15 protein-coding genes are annotated in these 14,769 nt (G+C 62.0%); 6 read left to right on the forward strand and 9 right to left on the reverse strand.

The window, feature by feature from the left end; all coding sequences use genetic code 11:
- The first annotated feature begins 29 nt into the window (after window positions 1-29).
- Window positions 30-815 (forward strand): lysophospholipid acyltransferase family protein, encoded by a 786-nt coding sequence (locus J2Z75_RS11930; RefSeq protein ID WP_209852457.1) that lies wholly within the window; start codon window positions 30-32, stop codon window positions 813-815.
- On the opposite strand, the gene J2Z75_RS11935 is transcribed toward J2Z75_RS11930, so the two are convergent.
- Entirely contained in the window at window positions 806-1,351 is a 546-nt protein-coding gene (locus tag J2Z75_RS11935) for a gamma-glutamylcyclotransferase (protein ID WP_209852460.1), read from the reverse strand. The genes J2Z75_RS11930 and J2Z75_RS11935 overlap by 10 nt on opposite strands.
- A gap of 203 nt (window positions 1,352-1,554) precedes the next feature.
- Between J2Z75_RS11935 and J2Z75_RS11940 the strand changes: the two genes are divergently transcribed.
- On the forward strand, window positions 1,555-2,598 hold the full coding sequence (locus J2Z75_RS11940; protein ID WP_209852463.1) for a DUF2125 domain-containing protein: 1,044 nt from the start codon (window positions 1,555-1,557) through the stop codon (window positions 2,596-2,598).
- Between the two features lie 688 nt (window positions 2,599-3,286).
- Here J2Z75_RS11940 and J2Z75_RS11945 read toward each other — a convergent pair.
- From J2Z75_RS11945 to J2Z75_RS11955, 3 genes are all read right to left on the reverse strand, one after another.
- Complete coding sequence (locus J2Z75_RS11945; RefSeq protein ID WP_209852465.1) at window positions 3,287-4,210, reverse strand: prephenate/arogenate dehydrogenase family protein; 924 nt, start codon at window positions 4,208-4,210, stop codon at window positions 3,287-3,289.
- A 14-nt stretch (window positions 4,211-4,224) separates the two neighbouring features.
- Window positions 4,225-5,331, reverse strand: coding sequence for a histidinol-phosphate transaminase (hisC, locus tag J2Z75_RS11950; RefSeq protein WP_209852469.1), 1,107 nt, complete (start codon window positions 5,329-5,331; stop codon window positions 4,225-4,227).
- A 169-nt stretch (window positions 5,332-5,500) separates the two neighbouring features.
- A complete protein-coding gene (locus tag J2Z75_RS11955) occupies window positions 5,501-6,244 on the reverse strand; it encodes a class I SAM-dependent methyltransferase (RefSeq protein ID WP_209852472.1) in 744 nt (247 codons plus the stop codon).
- An 87-nt stretch (window positions 6,245-6,331) separates the two neighbouring features.
- Between J2Z75_RS11955 and gloB the strand changes: the two genes are divergently transcribed.
- Window positions 6,332-7,102 (forward strand): hydroxyacylglutathione hydrolase, encoded by a 771-nt coding sequence (gene gloB, locus J2Z75_RS11960; RefSeq protein WP_209852475.1) that lies wholly within the window; start codon window positions 6,332-6,334, stop codon window positions 7,100-7,102.
- Window positions 7,102-7,545 (forward strand): cupin domain-containing protein, encoded by a 444-nt coding sequence (locus J2Z75_RS11965; protein ID WP_209852477.1) that lies wholly within the window; start codon window positions 7,102-7,104, stop codon window positions 7,543-7,545. The genes gloB and J2Z75_RS11965 overlap by 1 nt, the downstream gene beginning before the upstream one ends.
- Window positions 7,546-7,548: 3 nt before the next feature.
- On the opposite strand, the gene yddG is transcribed toward J2Z75_RS11965, so the two are convergent.
- Both yddG and J2Z75_RS11975 read right to left on the reverse strand, forming a co-directional pair.
- Window positions 7,549-8,439 (reverse strand): aromatic amino acid exporter YddG, encoded by an 891-nt coding sequence (gene yddG, locus J2Z75_RS11970; protein ID WP_209852480.1) that lies wholly within the window; start codon window positions 8,437-8,439, stop codon window positions 7,549-7,551.
- A 27-nt stretch (window positions 8,440-8,466) separates the two neighbouring features.
- A complete protein-coding gene (locus tag J2Z75_RS11975) occupies window positions 8,467-9,243 on the reverse strand; it encodes a DUF3108 domain-containing protein (RefSeq protein WP_209852483.1) in 777 nt (258 codons plus the stop codon).
- Between the two features lie 352 nt (window positions 9,244-9,595).
- Here J2Z75_RS11975 and rpmB point away from each other — a divergent pair, with 352 nt between their 5' ends.
- Window positions 9,596-9,901 (forward strand): 50S ribosomal protein L28, encoded by a 306-nt coding sequence (rpmB, locus tag J2Z75_RS11980; protein WP_209852486.1) that lies wholly within the window; start codon window positions 9,596-9,598, stop codon window positions 9,899-9,901.
- A 169-nt stretch (window positions 9,902-10,070) separates the two neighbouring features.
- Entirely contained in the window at window positions 10,071-10,709 is a 639-nt protein-coding gene (locus J2Z75_RS11985) for a queuosine precursor transporter (protein ID WP_209852490.1), read from the forward strand.
- Window positions 10,710-10,757: 48 nt separating this feature from the next.
- Here J2Z75_RS11985 and J2Z75_RS11990 read toward each other — a convergent pair whose 3' ends face one another.
- From J2Z75_RS11990 to cobT, 3 genes are all read right to left on the reverse strand, one after another.
- Window positions 10,758-11,723, reverse strand: coding sequence for a hypothetical protein (locus J2Z75_RS11990; RefSeq protein WP_209852493.1), 966 nt, complete (start codon window positions 11,721-11,723; stop codon window positions 10,758-10,760).
- Between the two features lie 24 nt (window positions 11,724-11,747).
- Entirely contained in the window at window positions 11,748-12,713 is a 966-nt protein-coding gene (locus J2Z75_RS11995; protein WP_209853361.1) for an esterase-like activity of phytase family protein, read from the reverse strand.
- Window positions 12,714-12,864: 151 nt separating this feature from the next.
- Window positions 12,865-14,769: a cobaltochelatase subunit CobT gene (gene cobT, locus J2Z75_RS12000; RefSeq protein ID WP_209852496.1), complete on the reverse strand. Its 1,905-nt coding sequence runs from the start codon at window positions 14,767-14,769 to the stop codon at window positions 12,865-12,867.

Consider the following 14,769-nt stretch of genomic DNA (forward strand, 5'->3'; position numbering starts at 1 on the left):
CATTCTTGTTGCCGTGAAAGTCCACCTTGATGATCATCCTGCGTTCAGTCCTGTTCAACATCGTCTTCTACATCAACCTGATCGCCCAGATGATCGTGATGACGCCGTTCTACTTCCTGTCGCCGCGCAAGACATCCTGGTTCGTTCCGAAGAACTGGGCCCGCAGCAATCACTGGCTTTTCCGTGTCATCGTCGGCACGACCTTCGAGATCGAGGGACTGGAGAATATTCCCGAGGGCGGCTACATCTTCGCACCGAAACACCAGTCGTTCTGGGACGTCTATGCGCTGCTGCCCTGGCTGTCCGACCCCTTCTTCATCCTGAAGCGCGAACTCGTCTGGATTCCGCTGTTCGGCTGGTACGTGCAGAAGCAGCGCATGGTGCCGGTCGATCGCGGTGCCCGCGGCAAGGTGATGGCAGCGGTGATGAAACGCGCACGGGACGAGTTGGCGACGGGACGACAGTTGATCATCTATCCCGAGGGCACGCGCCGTCCGCCGGGTGCCCCGCCCGAATACAAATACGGCATTGCCCGGCTCTACCGCGATCTCGACATGCCGGTGGTGCCCGTCGTCATGCACCCGGGCCTGTTCTGGCCGCGCCGCAAGTTCCTGCGCTATCCCGGCCATTTCAAGGTGCAGATCCTGCCGCCGATCGAATCGGGCCTCGATCCCGACGTTTTCCTGAAGACATTGGTCGATGTCATGGAAACCGCCAGCGACGCGCTGCTGGTGGAAACGGTGAAGAACAATCCGCATCTGCCCCTGCCGCCGACGGCAGCGCAGCGGCTGAAGGAACTGCAGACTCAGGTCTGAGGCGGCATTCGCCCGATGGCGGCGGCCACCTCTTCCAGCCAGTGATCGCGGATGCCCATCTCCTTGAGATGAGCAAGCGTGTTCAGGACATATTCGGTATTCGCCCCTGATTTCCCGTGCGACACGGCAACTGTCGCCGCCGCGTCCTCCACGCTCAATGCACCGGCATACTGCACATGGGCACGGTCGATCGTGTAGGCCAGCGCCGGCACGCGGCGCCCGTCGGCAAGCAGCACCGGCATGATACGCTCCTTGTAGACATGGGTCACCAGTTCCCGCTCGCGCAGATAGCCGATGACCCCGTCCTTCTCCTCCGGAGCGACCTTGAAGGCCATGCCCCGGCAGGAGCCGCCATAATCGAGGCCGAGCACGAGGCCGGGGCGTTCCGGCGTTCCCCGGTGCACGAAGGAGCGGACGCAAAGCGAGCGCCGGTAGCCGAAGGCCCGGGCGGTCATCTTGTCGGTAAAGGCAAAGCCGGGGTTCCACATCAGCGAACCGTAGCCAAACACCCAAAAATCGTCCATATCCACTGCCATTCATATCCATGCCATCCCGGCGCCACAAAACGGGGCCAGGAGCGGCGGATAGACCACCCTGGTGCTTTCCTAGCGCATCTGCCTGGCAATCGGAATCGATTTTCCGACGATTGCGGAGCACATGCGGCAGCGGGACCTCCAGATCGGCAGACCGAAATCCTCGTGTCGTGGCGTCGAAGACGAGCGACAGTCCGGAGTAGACCATGACCGCAGCAGACATTGCCGAAATCCCCGTCGGAAGCCGGAAAATCAGGCGGCTGGCCATCGGCATCGTGCTGTTTCTGGCCGTCTATTGCGGCGCATGGTTTTTCGCCGCCGACCAGATCCAGAGCCGCCTCTCGGCATTCCTCACCGAAAGACAGGCAACGGGTTCGTCGGCGCAGTGCGGCGGCATGGACGTGCGCGGCTTTCCCTTCCGTATCGGATTGTTCTGCGACACGGTGCGCCTCGATGACACGGCGCAGGGCGCCTCTGCGACCTTCGGCGCGCTGCGTTCGGCTGCCCAGATCTATCAGCCGGGGCACGCCGTGATCGAACTCGACGGACCGGCGGAAATCCGCGTATCGCCCGGCTTGTCGATATCTGCCGATTGGGCGCTGATGCATGCCAGCATCCAGGCAACGTTGTCCGGCCTTGACCGCACGTCGATGACGTATGACCGGCTCACAGGCACGTCTGTCCTGCCGGCCGTGGAAGAGGATGCGGCAGCCGGGGCCACGCATAAGCTCGCCTTCAGCGCGGCACATGGCGAGGCGCATTTCCGGCAGAATGGTCCCGATCTGGATGCCGCCCTCAGCGTCGACCAGTTCGACGCAAAGCTGGACAATGACCTCAGCCTTCTGCCGCCCGTCAATGCCAGCGCCGACATGACGATTGTCGACCGCGCCGCATTGATGCAGGCCGGCGGGCTCAAATCCGGCGCGCTGCGCAACAGCAAGGGTGAGATGCGCAACCTGACGCTCGATCTCGGCGGCGGCATGGTGACCACAGCATCCGGCCCCTTCAGCGTCGACGATCAGGGGCTGATCTCGGGCGAGTTCCGCGTCAGCATGAAGAACATCGAAGGCTGGCGCCAGAATCTCGTCAAGGTCTTCACCGACAAGGACGGCACGGCCATGGTCAACAACATCGCCAACATGCTGACGGCGCTCGCCGACGGCAAGAACGAGGCGAGCGTGAAGCTCAACGTCCGCGACGGGATCGCGTTTCTGGCGTTCTTCCCGATTGGGGAACTGCCGCGGATTTGATCCAACGACCCTGCGGCCATCATCCCGATACGGCCCGCCATGCGTTTGTGAGGCATTGGCAGATCCTCGGGTCAAGCCCGAGGATGACGACCTTGGGAAGGGGCTCAGCTAAAAATTCCTGCTGCAAAGAGCCGGTTGTTTGCGCAAAACCCACCTCCCCGCCGTCATCCTCGGGCTTGACCCGAGGATCTGCCAACGCCCCCTAAAGTCTCATTCCCGATGGCTGGACACCTCACGTCAAATCGCATCTCAAAAAAATCATCCCCGTTCATCCCCGCCCCCAAAACCCATGCCATACTCCTGATCGTTCCGCCGAGGATACACTGCCAGCCGTGGCAGCGAGGCGGGGCCGGCGCCGGGTGTGGGGAAAGGACGGAAGTCCTCATATCAGGGGTTCGCGGAAAATGGTTTCCCTCCGCAGGCTGTCGCGGCTGCGGACGTGCCTGTGTGGCACAGAGGACCGGCTTGAAGCCCGGTCGCAGAGAAACCGGAGTCGCGGGCAGAAACCGCCGAACGGGGCGCTGGCGAAAGCCACTTTCCCACTACCCAAAACGAGGCTCTTGCGAGCGCCCCGTCCGACCTGTTCTTTGACACCACGGCGAGGGATCGCGCGTGGATGGAGGTGTGTGCGGGAGCGATTGTGCTACGCGGCGTGAGGAAGGGAAACCGCAGGCTCGGCTGCAAAGACCTACTTCTGATCCATCGCATGCCGCCCAAAATCGGCCATATCCGTATCCTGCCCCGCCTGAACAATGGAGCGGCGGATGGCGCGGGTGCGGGTGAAGAGGTCGAACAGCTTGTCGCCGTCACCCCAGCGGATCGCCCGCTGCAGATAGGCGAGATCCTCGGAAAAGCGCGACAGCATTTCGAGGATCGCGTCCTTGTTGTGCAGGCAGACGTCGCGCCACATGGTCGGATCGGAGGCGGCGAGACGCGTGAAGTCGCGGAAGCCGGAGGCGGAATATTTGATCACTTCCGATTCGGTCACCGCTTCAAGGTCATCCGCCGTGCCGACGATGTTGTAGGCGATGATGTGCGGCAGATGCGAGACGATCGCCAGAACCTTGTCGTGATGCTCGGGGTCCATGTCGTCGACCATCGAGCCGAGCGTTTCCCAGAAGGCGCGCAGCCTGGCCTTGGCCGCCTCGTCCGTGTCCGGTAGCGGCGTCAGGATGCACCAGCGGCCCTTGAACAGGCCGATGAAGCCCGCGTCCGGGCCGGAATATTCCGTGCCCGCGATCGGGTGGCCGGGAATGAAATGCACGCCTTGCGGCATATGCGGCGCCATCTGGGCGATGACCGAGCCCTTGGTCGAGCCGACATCGGTGACGATCGCGCCCGGCTTCAGGTTGGCGGCGATCTCGGCAGCAACGGCGCCGGACGCACCGACAGGAACCGAGACGATGACCAGATCGGCATCCTTGACGGCCTCCGCGGCCGATGTCGTGTAACGGTCGCCGAGATTGAGTTCCTGCGCCCGCTTCAGCGTCGCCTCGCTGCGTGTCGACACCGTCACGGAACCGGCAAGGCCCTTGTCCTTGATCTCGCGGGCGATCGACGAGCCGATCAGGCCGATGCCGATCAGCGCGATGGTTTCGAACTGTTTTGCCATCACGCCACCTGACATCAAGGTTGCCCCATGAACTCGGTCAACGCAGCGATGACGCCCTCATTGGCCTCCGCCGAGCCGATGGTCATGCGCAGCGCATTGGGAAGGCCATAGCCGCGCACGGCCCGCAGGATGAAGCCGCGGCTGGTCAGGAATGCGTCGGCATCCGGCGCCCGCTTGCCGTCGATATCGGGGAAATGGATCAGCACGAAATTGGTAACCGACGGCGTCACCCGCAGATCGAGCGACGAAAGAGCGCCGGTGACCTTGCCGAGCCACAGCTGATTGTGTTCGGCGGCAGCCGCCGCAAAGGCCTGATCGCGGATGGCGGCGGCACCGGCGGCAATGGCCGGCGCGTTCATGTTAAACGGACCGCGTACCCGGTTCAGCGCATCGATGATGGCAAGCGGCGCGTACATCCAGCCGATGCGCAGGGCGGCAAGGCCGTGGATCTTCGAGAAGGTGCGGGTCATCACGACGTTCTGGTTCGACGAAACCAGCTCGAGCCCTGCCTCGTAATCGTTGCGGCGGACATATTCCGCATAGGCCGCGTCGAGAACGAGGATGACGTTCTTCGGCAGGCCCGCCTGCAGGCGGCGGACTTCGTCGACCGGAACATAGGTGCCGGTCGGATTGCCCGGATTGGCAAGGAAAACCATCTTCGTCTTCGGGGTCACGGCGGCAAGGATGGCGTCGACCGTCACATGGCAGTCGCTTTCCGCAACAGTGACCGGTGTGGCACCGGCGCCCATGATCTGGATCTTGTAGACGAGGAACCCATGCTCGGTGATGATGGCTTCGTCGCCGGGGGCGAGATAGACGTGGCAGAGCAGGCCGAGCAGTTCGTCGGAGCCGTTGCCGCACATCAGGTTGGCGATGTTGAGGCCATAGACGGAGGCAATCGCCTCGCGCAGTTCGATCGCCTGGCCATCGGGATAGATTTCAAGCTTGCCCGCCGCCTTCTGGAACGCCTCGATCGCCTTCGGGCTCGGGCCCATCGGGGTCTCGTTGGAGGAGAGCTTGTAGACCTTGGCGACACCCGGCGCGTGCTCCTTGCCCGGCACGTAGGCGGCAATATCGAGGATACCGGGGCGCGGTGTGGGGCTCGTAAGGTCTGTGCTCATGGGATCAGCTTTCGGCGGCAGGGAAACGACGTTCAGCCAATAAAGGTGAAGAGGGTTTTTGTCGAGTGTGATGCCGATTTCTTCGCTCGCGCTTGTGGTTCCCCCCCCTCTGTCGGCGCAGCTGACAGAGGGGGGAACTTGCTCCGCTGCCAATGACGCGACGAACGACCTACCCAGCATCCCGCGTTGTCGGCACACCCTGCGGCGCCAGCACCGGCACGAAGACACGGCGCGAGGCGCGGGCGGCGACCGGCAGGCCCTGGTAGAGCCGCTTCTGAGCCTCGACGATGATGACGCCGGAAAACATAGGCCAGAGCGAGCGGCCGACCCGTTCGAAGGCCCGGCGCATCTTGAGGATCATCTTCAGCTTGGAGGGTGGAAAAAACAGCGCATCGGCGGATGCGCCGGGGGTGAAATTGGTTTCGCGCAGGAGCGCCGTCAACTGCCCGCGCGAATAGGGCCGGCCGGAGCCGAACGGCGTGTGTTCCATGCGTGCCCAGACACCACGGCGATTGGGCACGACGATGACCAGACGGCCGCCCGGCGCAAGGATGCGCCAGAGCTCCTTCATCGTCTCGCGCGGGTTCTCGGCGAATTCCAGCGCATGCACCATCAGCACGCGATCGATCGACGAATCGGGCAGCGGCAGTTCCTCGTCGAAGATCAGCGCCGTCGAGGACAGTTCGGCGACCGGCCAGTTCACCGCCCCCTGCCCCGCCGGCATAAAGGCGAATGTCCGCTCGGTATCGGCGCGAAAGCGGTCGAGATAGGGAACGGCATAACCGAGCCCCACCAGACGCTCCTCCGGCAGCCTCGCCCAGAGCGACGACAGCGCCATGCCGATCGATTGTTCGGCAAAGCGCCCGAGGCGGGAATGATAGAACTGGCGGAGGTCGACGATATCTGCGTGCATACCCTCCATGTTAGCCTTGAACGGGTGGACTTCAAGGCGGCGCTCACTACATTCGCCATAACGACCCGTCCCTTCCAGGAATCCCCGATGGCCAATCTTGAAATCGATCTCTTTCTCTGTCGCACCGACAATTTCGGCGTGCTGATCCACGATCCCGTGAGCGGCGCTACAGCCTCCATCGACGCGCCGGAGGAACTGCCGATCCTTGGCGCACTGAAACGGCGCGGCTGGACGCTGACGCATATCCTGACGACTCACCATCATCCCGACCATGTCGAGGCCAATCTGGCCCTGAAGACACGCTATGATGCGACGATCATCGGCCCCGAAAACGAGGCGTCGAAAATTCCGGGCATCGACATGACCATCGGCGACGGCGGCGATTTCGAATTTGCCGGCCATAAGGTGCATGTCTTTGAGACCCCCGGGCACACCGCCGGGCATATCTGTTTCCATTTCCCCGACGACAAGCTGCTGTTTTCCGCCGATACGCTGTTTGCGCTCGGCTGCGGCCGGTTGTTCGAGGGCACGCCGGCGCAGATGTGGAATTCGCTGCAGAAACTCATGGCGCTGCCGGACGATACGGTGGTCTATTTCGGCCATGAATACACGCTGTCGAATGCGCGATTCGCCGTGACGGTCGATCCGGACAACGAGGCCCTGAAAAGCCGCGCCGCCGGGATCGAGGCCCTGCGCGCCAAGGGCGGCTTTACCGCTCCGACGACATTGGGCCTGGAAAAAACGACCAACCCCTTCCTGCGCCCGCATGACGCCGGAATACGGGCGCATCTGGGCATGAACGGTGCGACGGACGCCGAGGTCTTTGCCGAGATCCGCAAGCGCAAGGATAATTTCTGATGGACGTTCAACTGCCGCTATCGGCCAAGGCAATTCTCGAAACGCTGAAGATGGAGCGCCATCCGGAAGGCGGCTGGTACATCCAGACCTTCAAGGACACGGCAGGCGGCCCGCGGGGCCATTCCACTGCCATCTACTATCTGCTGGAGCGCGGCGAACGTTCGCACTGGCACCGCGTCCGCGACGCCGTCGAGGTCTGGCATTTCTATGCCGGCGCACCGCTGGCGCTCAGCATCGCCGAGGACGGCAAGCCGGCGTCCATCGTCACGCTCGGCTCGAATATCCTGATGGGGGAACTGCCGCAGGCCGTGGTGCCCGCCAACTGGTGGCAGTCGGCGACCTCGCTCGGAGCCTGGACGCTGGTCGGATGCACGGTTTCGCCGGGCTTCGACTTCTCCGCCTTCGAGATGGCCCCGGCCGACTGGCACCCACCGGAAACGTGAGCCTTATTCGGCCGGCTGCGCGGCTGTCTTGCGATCGCGGAAGATGATGTCCTTGGCCGCGAGAACCGCGCCGCCCGTCACGAACAGGCAGGCGAGCGCGATGCGAAAGGACGGCTCGGCAAAGCCGAAGGCGATGAGCACCAGCGTCGAGAGAACCGGGGCGGCATAGCTGGCGACACCGAGGATCTGGATATTGCCGTTCTTGACGCCATGGTCCCAGGCATAGAACGCTGCGCCGACGGGCAGCAGGCCAAGGCCCGCGACCGCGATCCACTGCGTCACCGTATCCGGCCAGACCGTCGTTTCCAGGCCGAGATGGCAAAGGAACGACAGCGCAGCCGTCGCCAGGCAGAAGCCGGTGACGACATCCGTCGAGACGGCATCGAATCGGCGCGTCAACAGCGAATAGCCCGACCAGGTGAAGGCGCAGGCCAAGGCCGCGCCATAGCCCATGGCATAGGCGTCATCGAACTGAATACCATTGCGCGCGACGATCAGGATCGTGCCGAAAAGACCGCAAATGGCGCCAGCGACATGATACCAGCGCAGCCGCTCGCCCGGCAAAAGCGCCGAACCGACGACAATCAGCAACGGCCACAGATACGCAATCAGCCCGGCCTCGACCGCCGGGGCGTTTCGAAGGGCGGTAAAATAGAGAAAGTGATAGCCGAACAGGCCGGCGATGCCGACGATCCAGACCTTGGCCGGCTGCTTGAGCAGCGCCAGCCGCTCCGGCTTCAGCGCCAGCACCACAAGGCCGGGAATGCTGCCGATGGTAAAGCAGATGGCGGAAAGCTGGAAAGGCGGCATGGTGCCGGACGCGGCGGTAAACAGCGCCAAAAGCGACCACATCAGGATCGCCGAAAAACCGATCAGCGTTGCCTTGAATTTCATGCGCCTGCCCCCGGCTTTGGTGGATCTTCAGCTTCCGAACCGCGTCGCCCAGATCGTTACCGGGCCGTAGCTGGTCGGAATCCTAACATAGACCGGAGCATATACGTTGACCGCATCCGCCTTGGCAAACCAGATCTCCATGGTTTCCAGCTTGCGCAGATAATCGACGTCGTCCCGTCCCTTGCGATAGCCGGATTTCGGCACGAACTTGATGCCGCAGACGATGACATCGCCCTGGAAGCCATCGGTCTTGAAGGGCCTGGTGCCTTTTGCCGAGAGTTTCAGGTCCATGCGCGATTCGCCATCGAAGACCGGCACGCTTTTTGGGCAGACCTTCGTGTCCGCCGGGAAGATCAGGCCTGAAAGCGGATCGACGACATCGCGCATGTCCGCCTTGGTCACGGGCACCCAGTTCTTGGGGATCTTGCGCGCCGGCTTCATCGAGGCGGACGTGACGTCGCCATTGCGGAACTGAACGTCGATCGCCCGGCCCTTCTTGCCGGTCTGGTAACGGACGCGATACTCCGAAGCGCTCAATCGGTCACGTCCGACCACGCCGGATACCGAGGTCTGGCCCGACGTCTCGGCGAAAATGTCGGCAAGGCCGGCCGAATTCATCGTGCCGGAAATGGTATAGCGGTCGGCATTGAGTTCCGTGTGGAACGACGCCCGGGCAATCGGCAGGCCGGCAAGAGAAATGCTGTAGTCGGTATTGTGCGTCACTTCGACGGCCTTGGCCGCGCCTGTGGAAAACGTTGCCGTGGCGAAAGCCAGGAGCGCCGAGACGCCGATACGCCAGTTCATTCCAGATGCCCTTCCATTCCCGTTCACGCGACACTAGCCGATACGGCGGGTTTGCGGCATTTGTGCGCCGCGAAACCCGCTTTCGCCACAAGCTTTAACCCATGGCCCAATAAAGTGGAATTGGCTGCCGCAAAGATGTATAGGGACAGGAAGAATCCGAACCGACCGGCATATTCGGCTTGAAAACCTGTACGGTCCTCAAGAGTTTTCCCGGAAAACGAAGGTTTGGCTTGACGCCGCGGCTGTCTCTGACTATAGAACCGCAACTTTCCAATCATGGCCAACGGAATGCGGCCTGGGCTTATGGCCCGCCAACGCATGGACCGAAGGCGAAAAGAAAAATAGGTGCATCATGTCCCGTAGTTGCGAATTGACCGGCAAGGGCGTCCAGTCGGGCAACAATGTGAGCCACGCAAACAACAAGACCAAGCGCAAGTTCCTGCCGAACCTGTGCCAGGTCACGTTGATTTCCGACGTGCTCGGCCAGCGTTACCGTCTGCGCGTCTCGGCTGCGGCTCTGCGTTCGGTCGAACATCGCGGCGGTCTCGACGCGTTCCTGATCAAGGCTGACGAAGTCGAGCTGTCGATGCGCGCCCGCCTGCTGCGCCGCCAGATCGTCAAGAAGACGGCTGAAGCAGCCGTCGCTGTCGCCGCTTAATCCGGCACACTTGGCTATAGAGATCAAAAGGCTTGCCTGGGCAACCGGCGAGCCTTTTTCTCGTGTTGCGCTGACCGTAAACCGTTCGCGGGCATTGCCGGGCTTTTAAAGCACTGCGGCTACGCGGATTCAGATTGCTCCAACTGGTGGCATACCCCAGGATAAAAAAATGCTGACAAACCGCACGTTCCTCACCTATGTCGCGCTGATGACCCTCGTGGTCGTCGCCTCCAATTTCCTGGTCCAGTATCCCCTGCCCGGTTCGATTGCCGGCATGCAGCTCGGCGATCTCCTGACCTGGGGCGCCTTCAGCTATCCGATCGCCTTCCTCGTCACCGACCTTACCAATCGCCAGTTCGGACCGCGCACTGCCCGCAAGGTGGTGATCGCAGGCTTTGCCGTCGCCATCCTTCTGTCGGTACTTGTTGCCACGCCCCGCATCGCGATCGCGTCCGGCTCGGCTTTCCTGCTCGGCCAGCTTCTCGATATCTCGGTGTTCAACAAGCTGCGGGCGCAGAGCTGGTGGCGCGCGCCGCTGGTGGGCTCGCTGTTCGGCTCCTTCCTCGACACCGCGATCTTCTTTTCATTCGCCTTCGCGGCGTTCTTCGCCGTCTTCGGCCCGAACGATCCCTTCGCGCTCGAAAGCGCCCCGATCCTCGGCGTGATGACGGCGGAAGCCCCCCGCTGGATCTCCTGGGCGCTGGGCGACCTCAGCGTCAAGATCATCGTCGGCCTGGTGATGCTGCTGCCCTATGGCGCGCTGATGAGCGTTATCAAGCCGATGCCCGGGCAAAAGGCTTCGGCGTAGGCCTCTATAAAAACGATGAAAGGCGGCAATCTCGAAAGGTTGCCGTCTTCATTTCTGGCGCTTGACCAGAAATGCTCTGGCTGCCGCGACAGTCAATCGGGTCCAACAACCATCCGCTACGATATGCAATGTTTGCCCGAGCCCTTGCATCAGGCCGACTGCATCGGAATGGATTGCCGGAGCCCGCAGCGTTCCAAAAAGCTTAGATTCTTTGTTGCCAAGCTGAACGAGCGCAATACGTTGCGCATCGTCTCGGTAGCCTCCCGCCAGCAAAATATAATCGCGATCCACAGCCATCGCCTTGACGCCTGATATCTCATTTTTCCATAGATTGACTGTTTGACCATCAATCGCCGCGATCGGAAAGTCGGAATAGAAACATGACCAAGCTATAGTACCGTCCAATGTCAACGCGTAGCAATCATCTACTGGCCCGCTTCCATGATCCTCATCATTGTAGGACCACAGGACGACGCCATCCGCAGAGAAGCGCACGATACCACCAGACGAAACCGGCCAACGGCCATTGGCTAACCGATCCGCAAACACGCCTTCATCAAAATATCCAACCCAGATAGTATTGTCTGGCGAGCACTGGACGTGCTCGATACCGTCGCCGAATACGAAGCTGGCCGAAAGCAATCCGTCGGCATCGTAGACGTGGCCATTCCCTTCGCCACGCTCGCATCGACTTTGAGCAAGCAACCATCTTCCATCTGCCAAGCGTGAAACAACGGGGTGTGGGCGAGAGTCGACCTCAACAATATGGCTTTCCGAAATCCCGTCAAAGACAGAAAGTCTTATGCGTCCATTCCACAATTCGGGCGCTGCGGCATAAGGATTCTCAGAGCGCTGCTCCCACCAGCGGAGATATCCCGTGCGGACATCAATATCCGTTCGGACAATCGCCAAATTGCCGTCCATGAGAACAGTAAAGCTATAGTCGAACCAACCTCCCGGTGGTTCCGGCAGTTGGGTAACTATCGAGATTGCGGCAAGATCGGAAATAGTCACAGCACTATTCTTTAACGCCTCATCTTATTCGACCAGCCGGAATTCCAGCATCAGGTTGCGTTCGAGGATAGAGTGATTGTCATCGGAAACGACGATGACGCGGATCTCGCCGTCGGGCTGGACGACGACGTCCAGGCCTTCCATGTTGTCGATCTGGTAGCCCATGTCCGCGTTCAGCAGGATCTCGCCATCGACCGCGGCGCCGGGCTTGATGTCGGCACCCTTGATACGGCGGATCTGCATGCCGATGCCTTCGGCGAAGCTGAAGCGCCGTTCGAGCAGCAAGAGGTCGCCATTCGGCAGGAAGGCCCCGTCGGTGATGGCAAAGGGATCCTTCTGGACGACGCCGAAGATACCCTTGCGCGGACCGTCGAGTACTGCGGCATAGAGATGATCGGTCTTGTCGAAACTCAGTTCCGAAACCACCACGACACCGCCTGCAAGCGGGCTTTCCTTCGGTGAAACGGCGATGGTTTCAAGCCCGCGATTGGGGCGCAATGATTTCGGACGAATGAGGATCGGCAGGGTTGCAAGCGGCGGAGACTGCGCAAATCCCGGATCGGGATAGATGTCGACACGGTGGAGCCCCTCGTAACTGGCGAGAACCTCGCCGTCACGCAGCGCCACACCTTCGCAGTCCATCCGCTCCTTGACCTGCTCCGACAGCCCGTTGGTATCGATCATCGAGGTTACGGTCAGATCGCTCGTTCCCGCCAGCCGCCCCTTTTCGTCGCGCTCGATTTCGCCCTCCACCCAATGCCCGGTGTCCATGATGGCGAGAAAAGACTTCCGGTCCGGGCGAAAACGAATCGACGAGATCGCGCCAAGCAGTGCGCTCGACGACGACATCTCGATGCCGCCGATGAATTCCAGCTTGCCGAACCGCTTTTGGTCCGAGCCGATCTTGAAGTTTTCGATCTGCCGGCTTTTCACCGGAACGGTTTCCGAGACCGGGAGCGTTGCAGCCGCAGACGGCATGACGGCCAGCATCAGGGAAAAGGCGGCAGCCTGGATCAGTGTCGCTTTCAAACGGGTTCCTTCCGGCACGCCGGGACGGAGCGCTCAGGGCAGCTCCCGAAAAATCATAAAACAATGTGCAACCGAAACCGGGACAGCATCGGATGCCCCGGTCAGAAAATGTCTAGCCCGCCCGGCGTCGCGTCGGCGCGGCGCGGCGGCGTGAACTCTCGTCGTCAAACAGCGAGGCCAGCTGCTCGGTCATCGCACCGGCCAGCTCGTCCGCATCCACGATCGTCACAGCCTTGCGGTAGTAGCGGGTCACATCGTGACCGATACCGATCGCCAGCAGTTCGACCGGCGAACGCGTCTCGATCTGCTCGATGACGGCGCGCAGGTGCCGCTCGAGATAATTGCCCGGATTGACCGACAGGGTCGAATCATCGACCGGCGCGCCATCCGAGATCATCATCAGTATGCGCCGCTGCTCGGAGCGGGCGAGCAGCCGGTTATGCGCCCAGATCAGCGCCTCGCCGTCGATATTTTCCTTGAGAAGCCCCTCGCGCATCATCAGGCCGAGATTGCGCCGCGCCCGGCGCCATGGCGCGTCGGCGGACTTGTAGACGATATGTCTGAGGTCGTTGAGGCGGCCCGGCGTCTGCGGCTTGCCGTTGGCGAGCCACCGCTCGCGCGACTGACCGCCCTTCCAGGCCTTGGTGGTGAAGCCGAGAATCTCGACCTTGACGCCGCAACGCTCCAGCGTGCGGGCGAGAATATCGGCGCAGGTAGCCGCGACCGTGATCGGCCGGCCGCGCATCGAGCCGGAATTGTCGATCAGGAGCGTCACCACCGTATCGCGGAAGTTCGTGTCCTTCTCGCGCTTGAAGGAGAGCGGCTGCATCGGGTCGATGATCATGCGCGTCAGCCGCGCCGAATCGAGATAGCCCTCTTCCAGGTCGAATTCCCAGGAGCGGTTCTGTTGCGCCATCAGGCGGCGCTGCAACCGGTTGGCCAAACGGCCGACGGCGCCCTGAAGATGGGCAAGCTGCTTGTCGAGGAACGCCCGCAGGCGGTCAAGTTCGGCCTCGTCGCAAAGCTCCTCGGACGAGATGATCTCGTCGAACTCCTCGGTAAAGACGGTGTAGTCGACCTTCTCGTTGAAATCGTCGAAGGGATGGCTCGGCCGCTTGACCTCACCGGGCGTCTCGCTGTCGTCCTCGCCGTCGTCCGACATCTCGTCTTCGGAGATCTCGGCGCCGTCCATCTCGCCTTCGTCCATCTGCTCGTCGGCGGATTCGTTCTCGTCGGCAGGGGCGGCGTCGGAGCCGGCATCCTCGTCGGAGCTGTTTTCATCCTGCTCCTGGCTGCGCGGCTGATCCTCGTCGGTCTGGCTCTCCTGATCGTCGGGCTCGACCTCGTCGTCGCCATATTTTTCGGCGACTTCCATCGAGGTCAGCATGTCGCGCACGACGCGGGCAAACGCCTGCTGGTCGTTGACCGCAGCCGAAAGGTTCTGCATGTCGCCGGCAGCTTTTTCCTCGATGAAATCGCGCCAGAAATCGAGTACCTTGCCGGCCGATGCCGGAGGCTTCTGGCCGGTGAGCTTCTCGCGCACGATGAGCGCCACGGCCTCTTCGAGCGGAGCATCCGCCTGCCGGTCGATATTGCCGAAATTGGCGCGGGCATATTTGTCGTCGAGCATCGACGTCAGGTTGCTGGCAACGCCGGTCATCCGGAGCGCCCCGATCGCCTCGACGCGCGCCTGCTCGACGGCGTCGAAGATCACCCGCGCATCGGCACCCTGCGGCGACATGGTCGCGTGGATGCGGGCATTATGGCAGGCCTTGCGCAGAGCCATCGAATCGCCGAGCCCGCGGGTGATCGCCAATTCCTGGCGCGTCGGCCGCTTGGAGATTTCCGGCAGCCGCACGCGCTCGCCGGCCAGGCCCGGACGCTCGTTGGCAAACACCACCTCGACTTCCGGGTCGCCGGCAATCGAGCGGATGCAGCCAGTCAGCGCGCGGCGGAACGGTTCCACATCAACGACCCCTGCGGGTCTTGCTTTCGAATTGTCGCCCCGGCCTGCCAT

It is taken from the genome of Rhizobium herbae (genome assembly GCF_017873135.1).
Lineage (GTDB): Bacteria > Pseudomonadota > Alphaproteobacteria > Rhizobiales > Rhizobiaceae > Pararhizobium > Pararhizobium herbae.

What these genes read in the sequence shown, in the direction of transcription:
- J2Z75_RS11930 (WP_209852457.1), top strand. Translation starts at nt 30, where the DNA reads ATGATCATCCTGCGTTCAGTCCTGTTCAACATCGTCTTCTACATCAAC.
- J2Z75_RS11935 (WP_209852460.1), bottom strand. Translation starts at nt 1,351, where the DNA reads ATGGCAGTGGATATGGACGATTTTTGGGTGTTTGGCTACGGTTCGCTG.
- J2Z75_RS11940 (WP_209852463.1), top strand. Translation starts at nt 1,555, where the DNA reads ATGACCGCAGCAGACATTGCCGAAATCCCCGTCGGAAGCCGGAAAATC.
- J2Z75_RS11945 (WP_209852465.1), bottom strand. Translation starts at nt 4,210, where the DNA reads ATGGCAAAACAGTTCGAAACCATCGCGCTGATCGGCATCGGCCTGATC.
- hisC (WP_209852469.1), bottom strand. Translation starts at nt 5,331, where the DNA reads ATGAGCACAGACCTTACGAGCCCCACACCGCGCCCCGGTATCCTCGAT.
- J2Z75_RS11955 (WP_209852472.1), bottom strand. Translation starts at nt 6,244, where the DNA reads ATGCACGCAGATATCGTCGACCTCCGCCAGTTCTATCATTCCCGCCTC.
- gloB (WP_209852475.1), top strand. Translation starts at nt 6,332, where the DNA reads ATGGCCAATCTTGAAATCGATCTCTTTCTCTGTCGCACCGACAATTTC.
- J2Z75_RS11965 (WP_209852477.1), top strand. Translation starts at nt 7,102, where the DNA reads ATGGACGTTCAACTGCCGCTATCGGCCAAGGCAATTCTCGAAACGCTG.
- yddG (WP_209852480.1), bottom strand. Translation starts at nt 8,439, where the DNA reads ATGAAATTCAAGGCAACGCTGATCGGTTTTTCGGCGATCCTGATGTGG.
- J2Z75_RS11975 (WP_209852483.1), bottom strand. Translation starts at nt 9,243, where the DNA reads ATGAACTGGCGTATCGGCGTCTCGGCGCTCCTGGCTTTCGCCACGGCA.
- rpmB (WP_209852486.1), top strand. Translation starts at nt 9,596, where the DNA reads ATGTCCCGTAGTTGCGAATTGACCGGCAAGGGCGTCCAGTCGGGCAAC.
- J2Z75_RS11985 (WP_209852490.1), top strand. Translation starts at nt 10,071, where the DNA reads ATGCTGACAAACCGCACGTTCCTCACCTATGTCGCGCTGATGACCCTC.
- J2Z75_RS11995 (WP_209853361.1), bottom strand. Translation starts at nt 12,713, where the DNA reads ATGCTGGCCGTCATGCCGTCTGCGGCTGCAACGCTCCCGGTCTCGGAA.
- cobT (WP_209852496.1), bottom strand. Translation starts at nt 14,769, where the DNA reads ATGGCAGGCCGGGGCGACAATTCGAAAGCAAGACCCGCAGGGGTCGTT.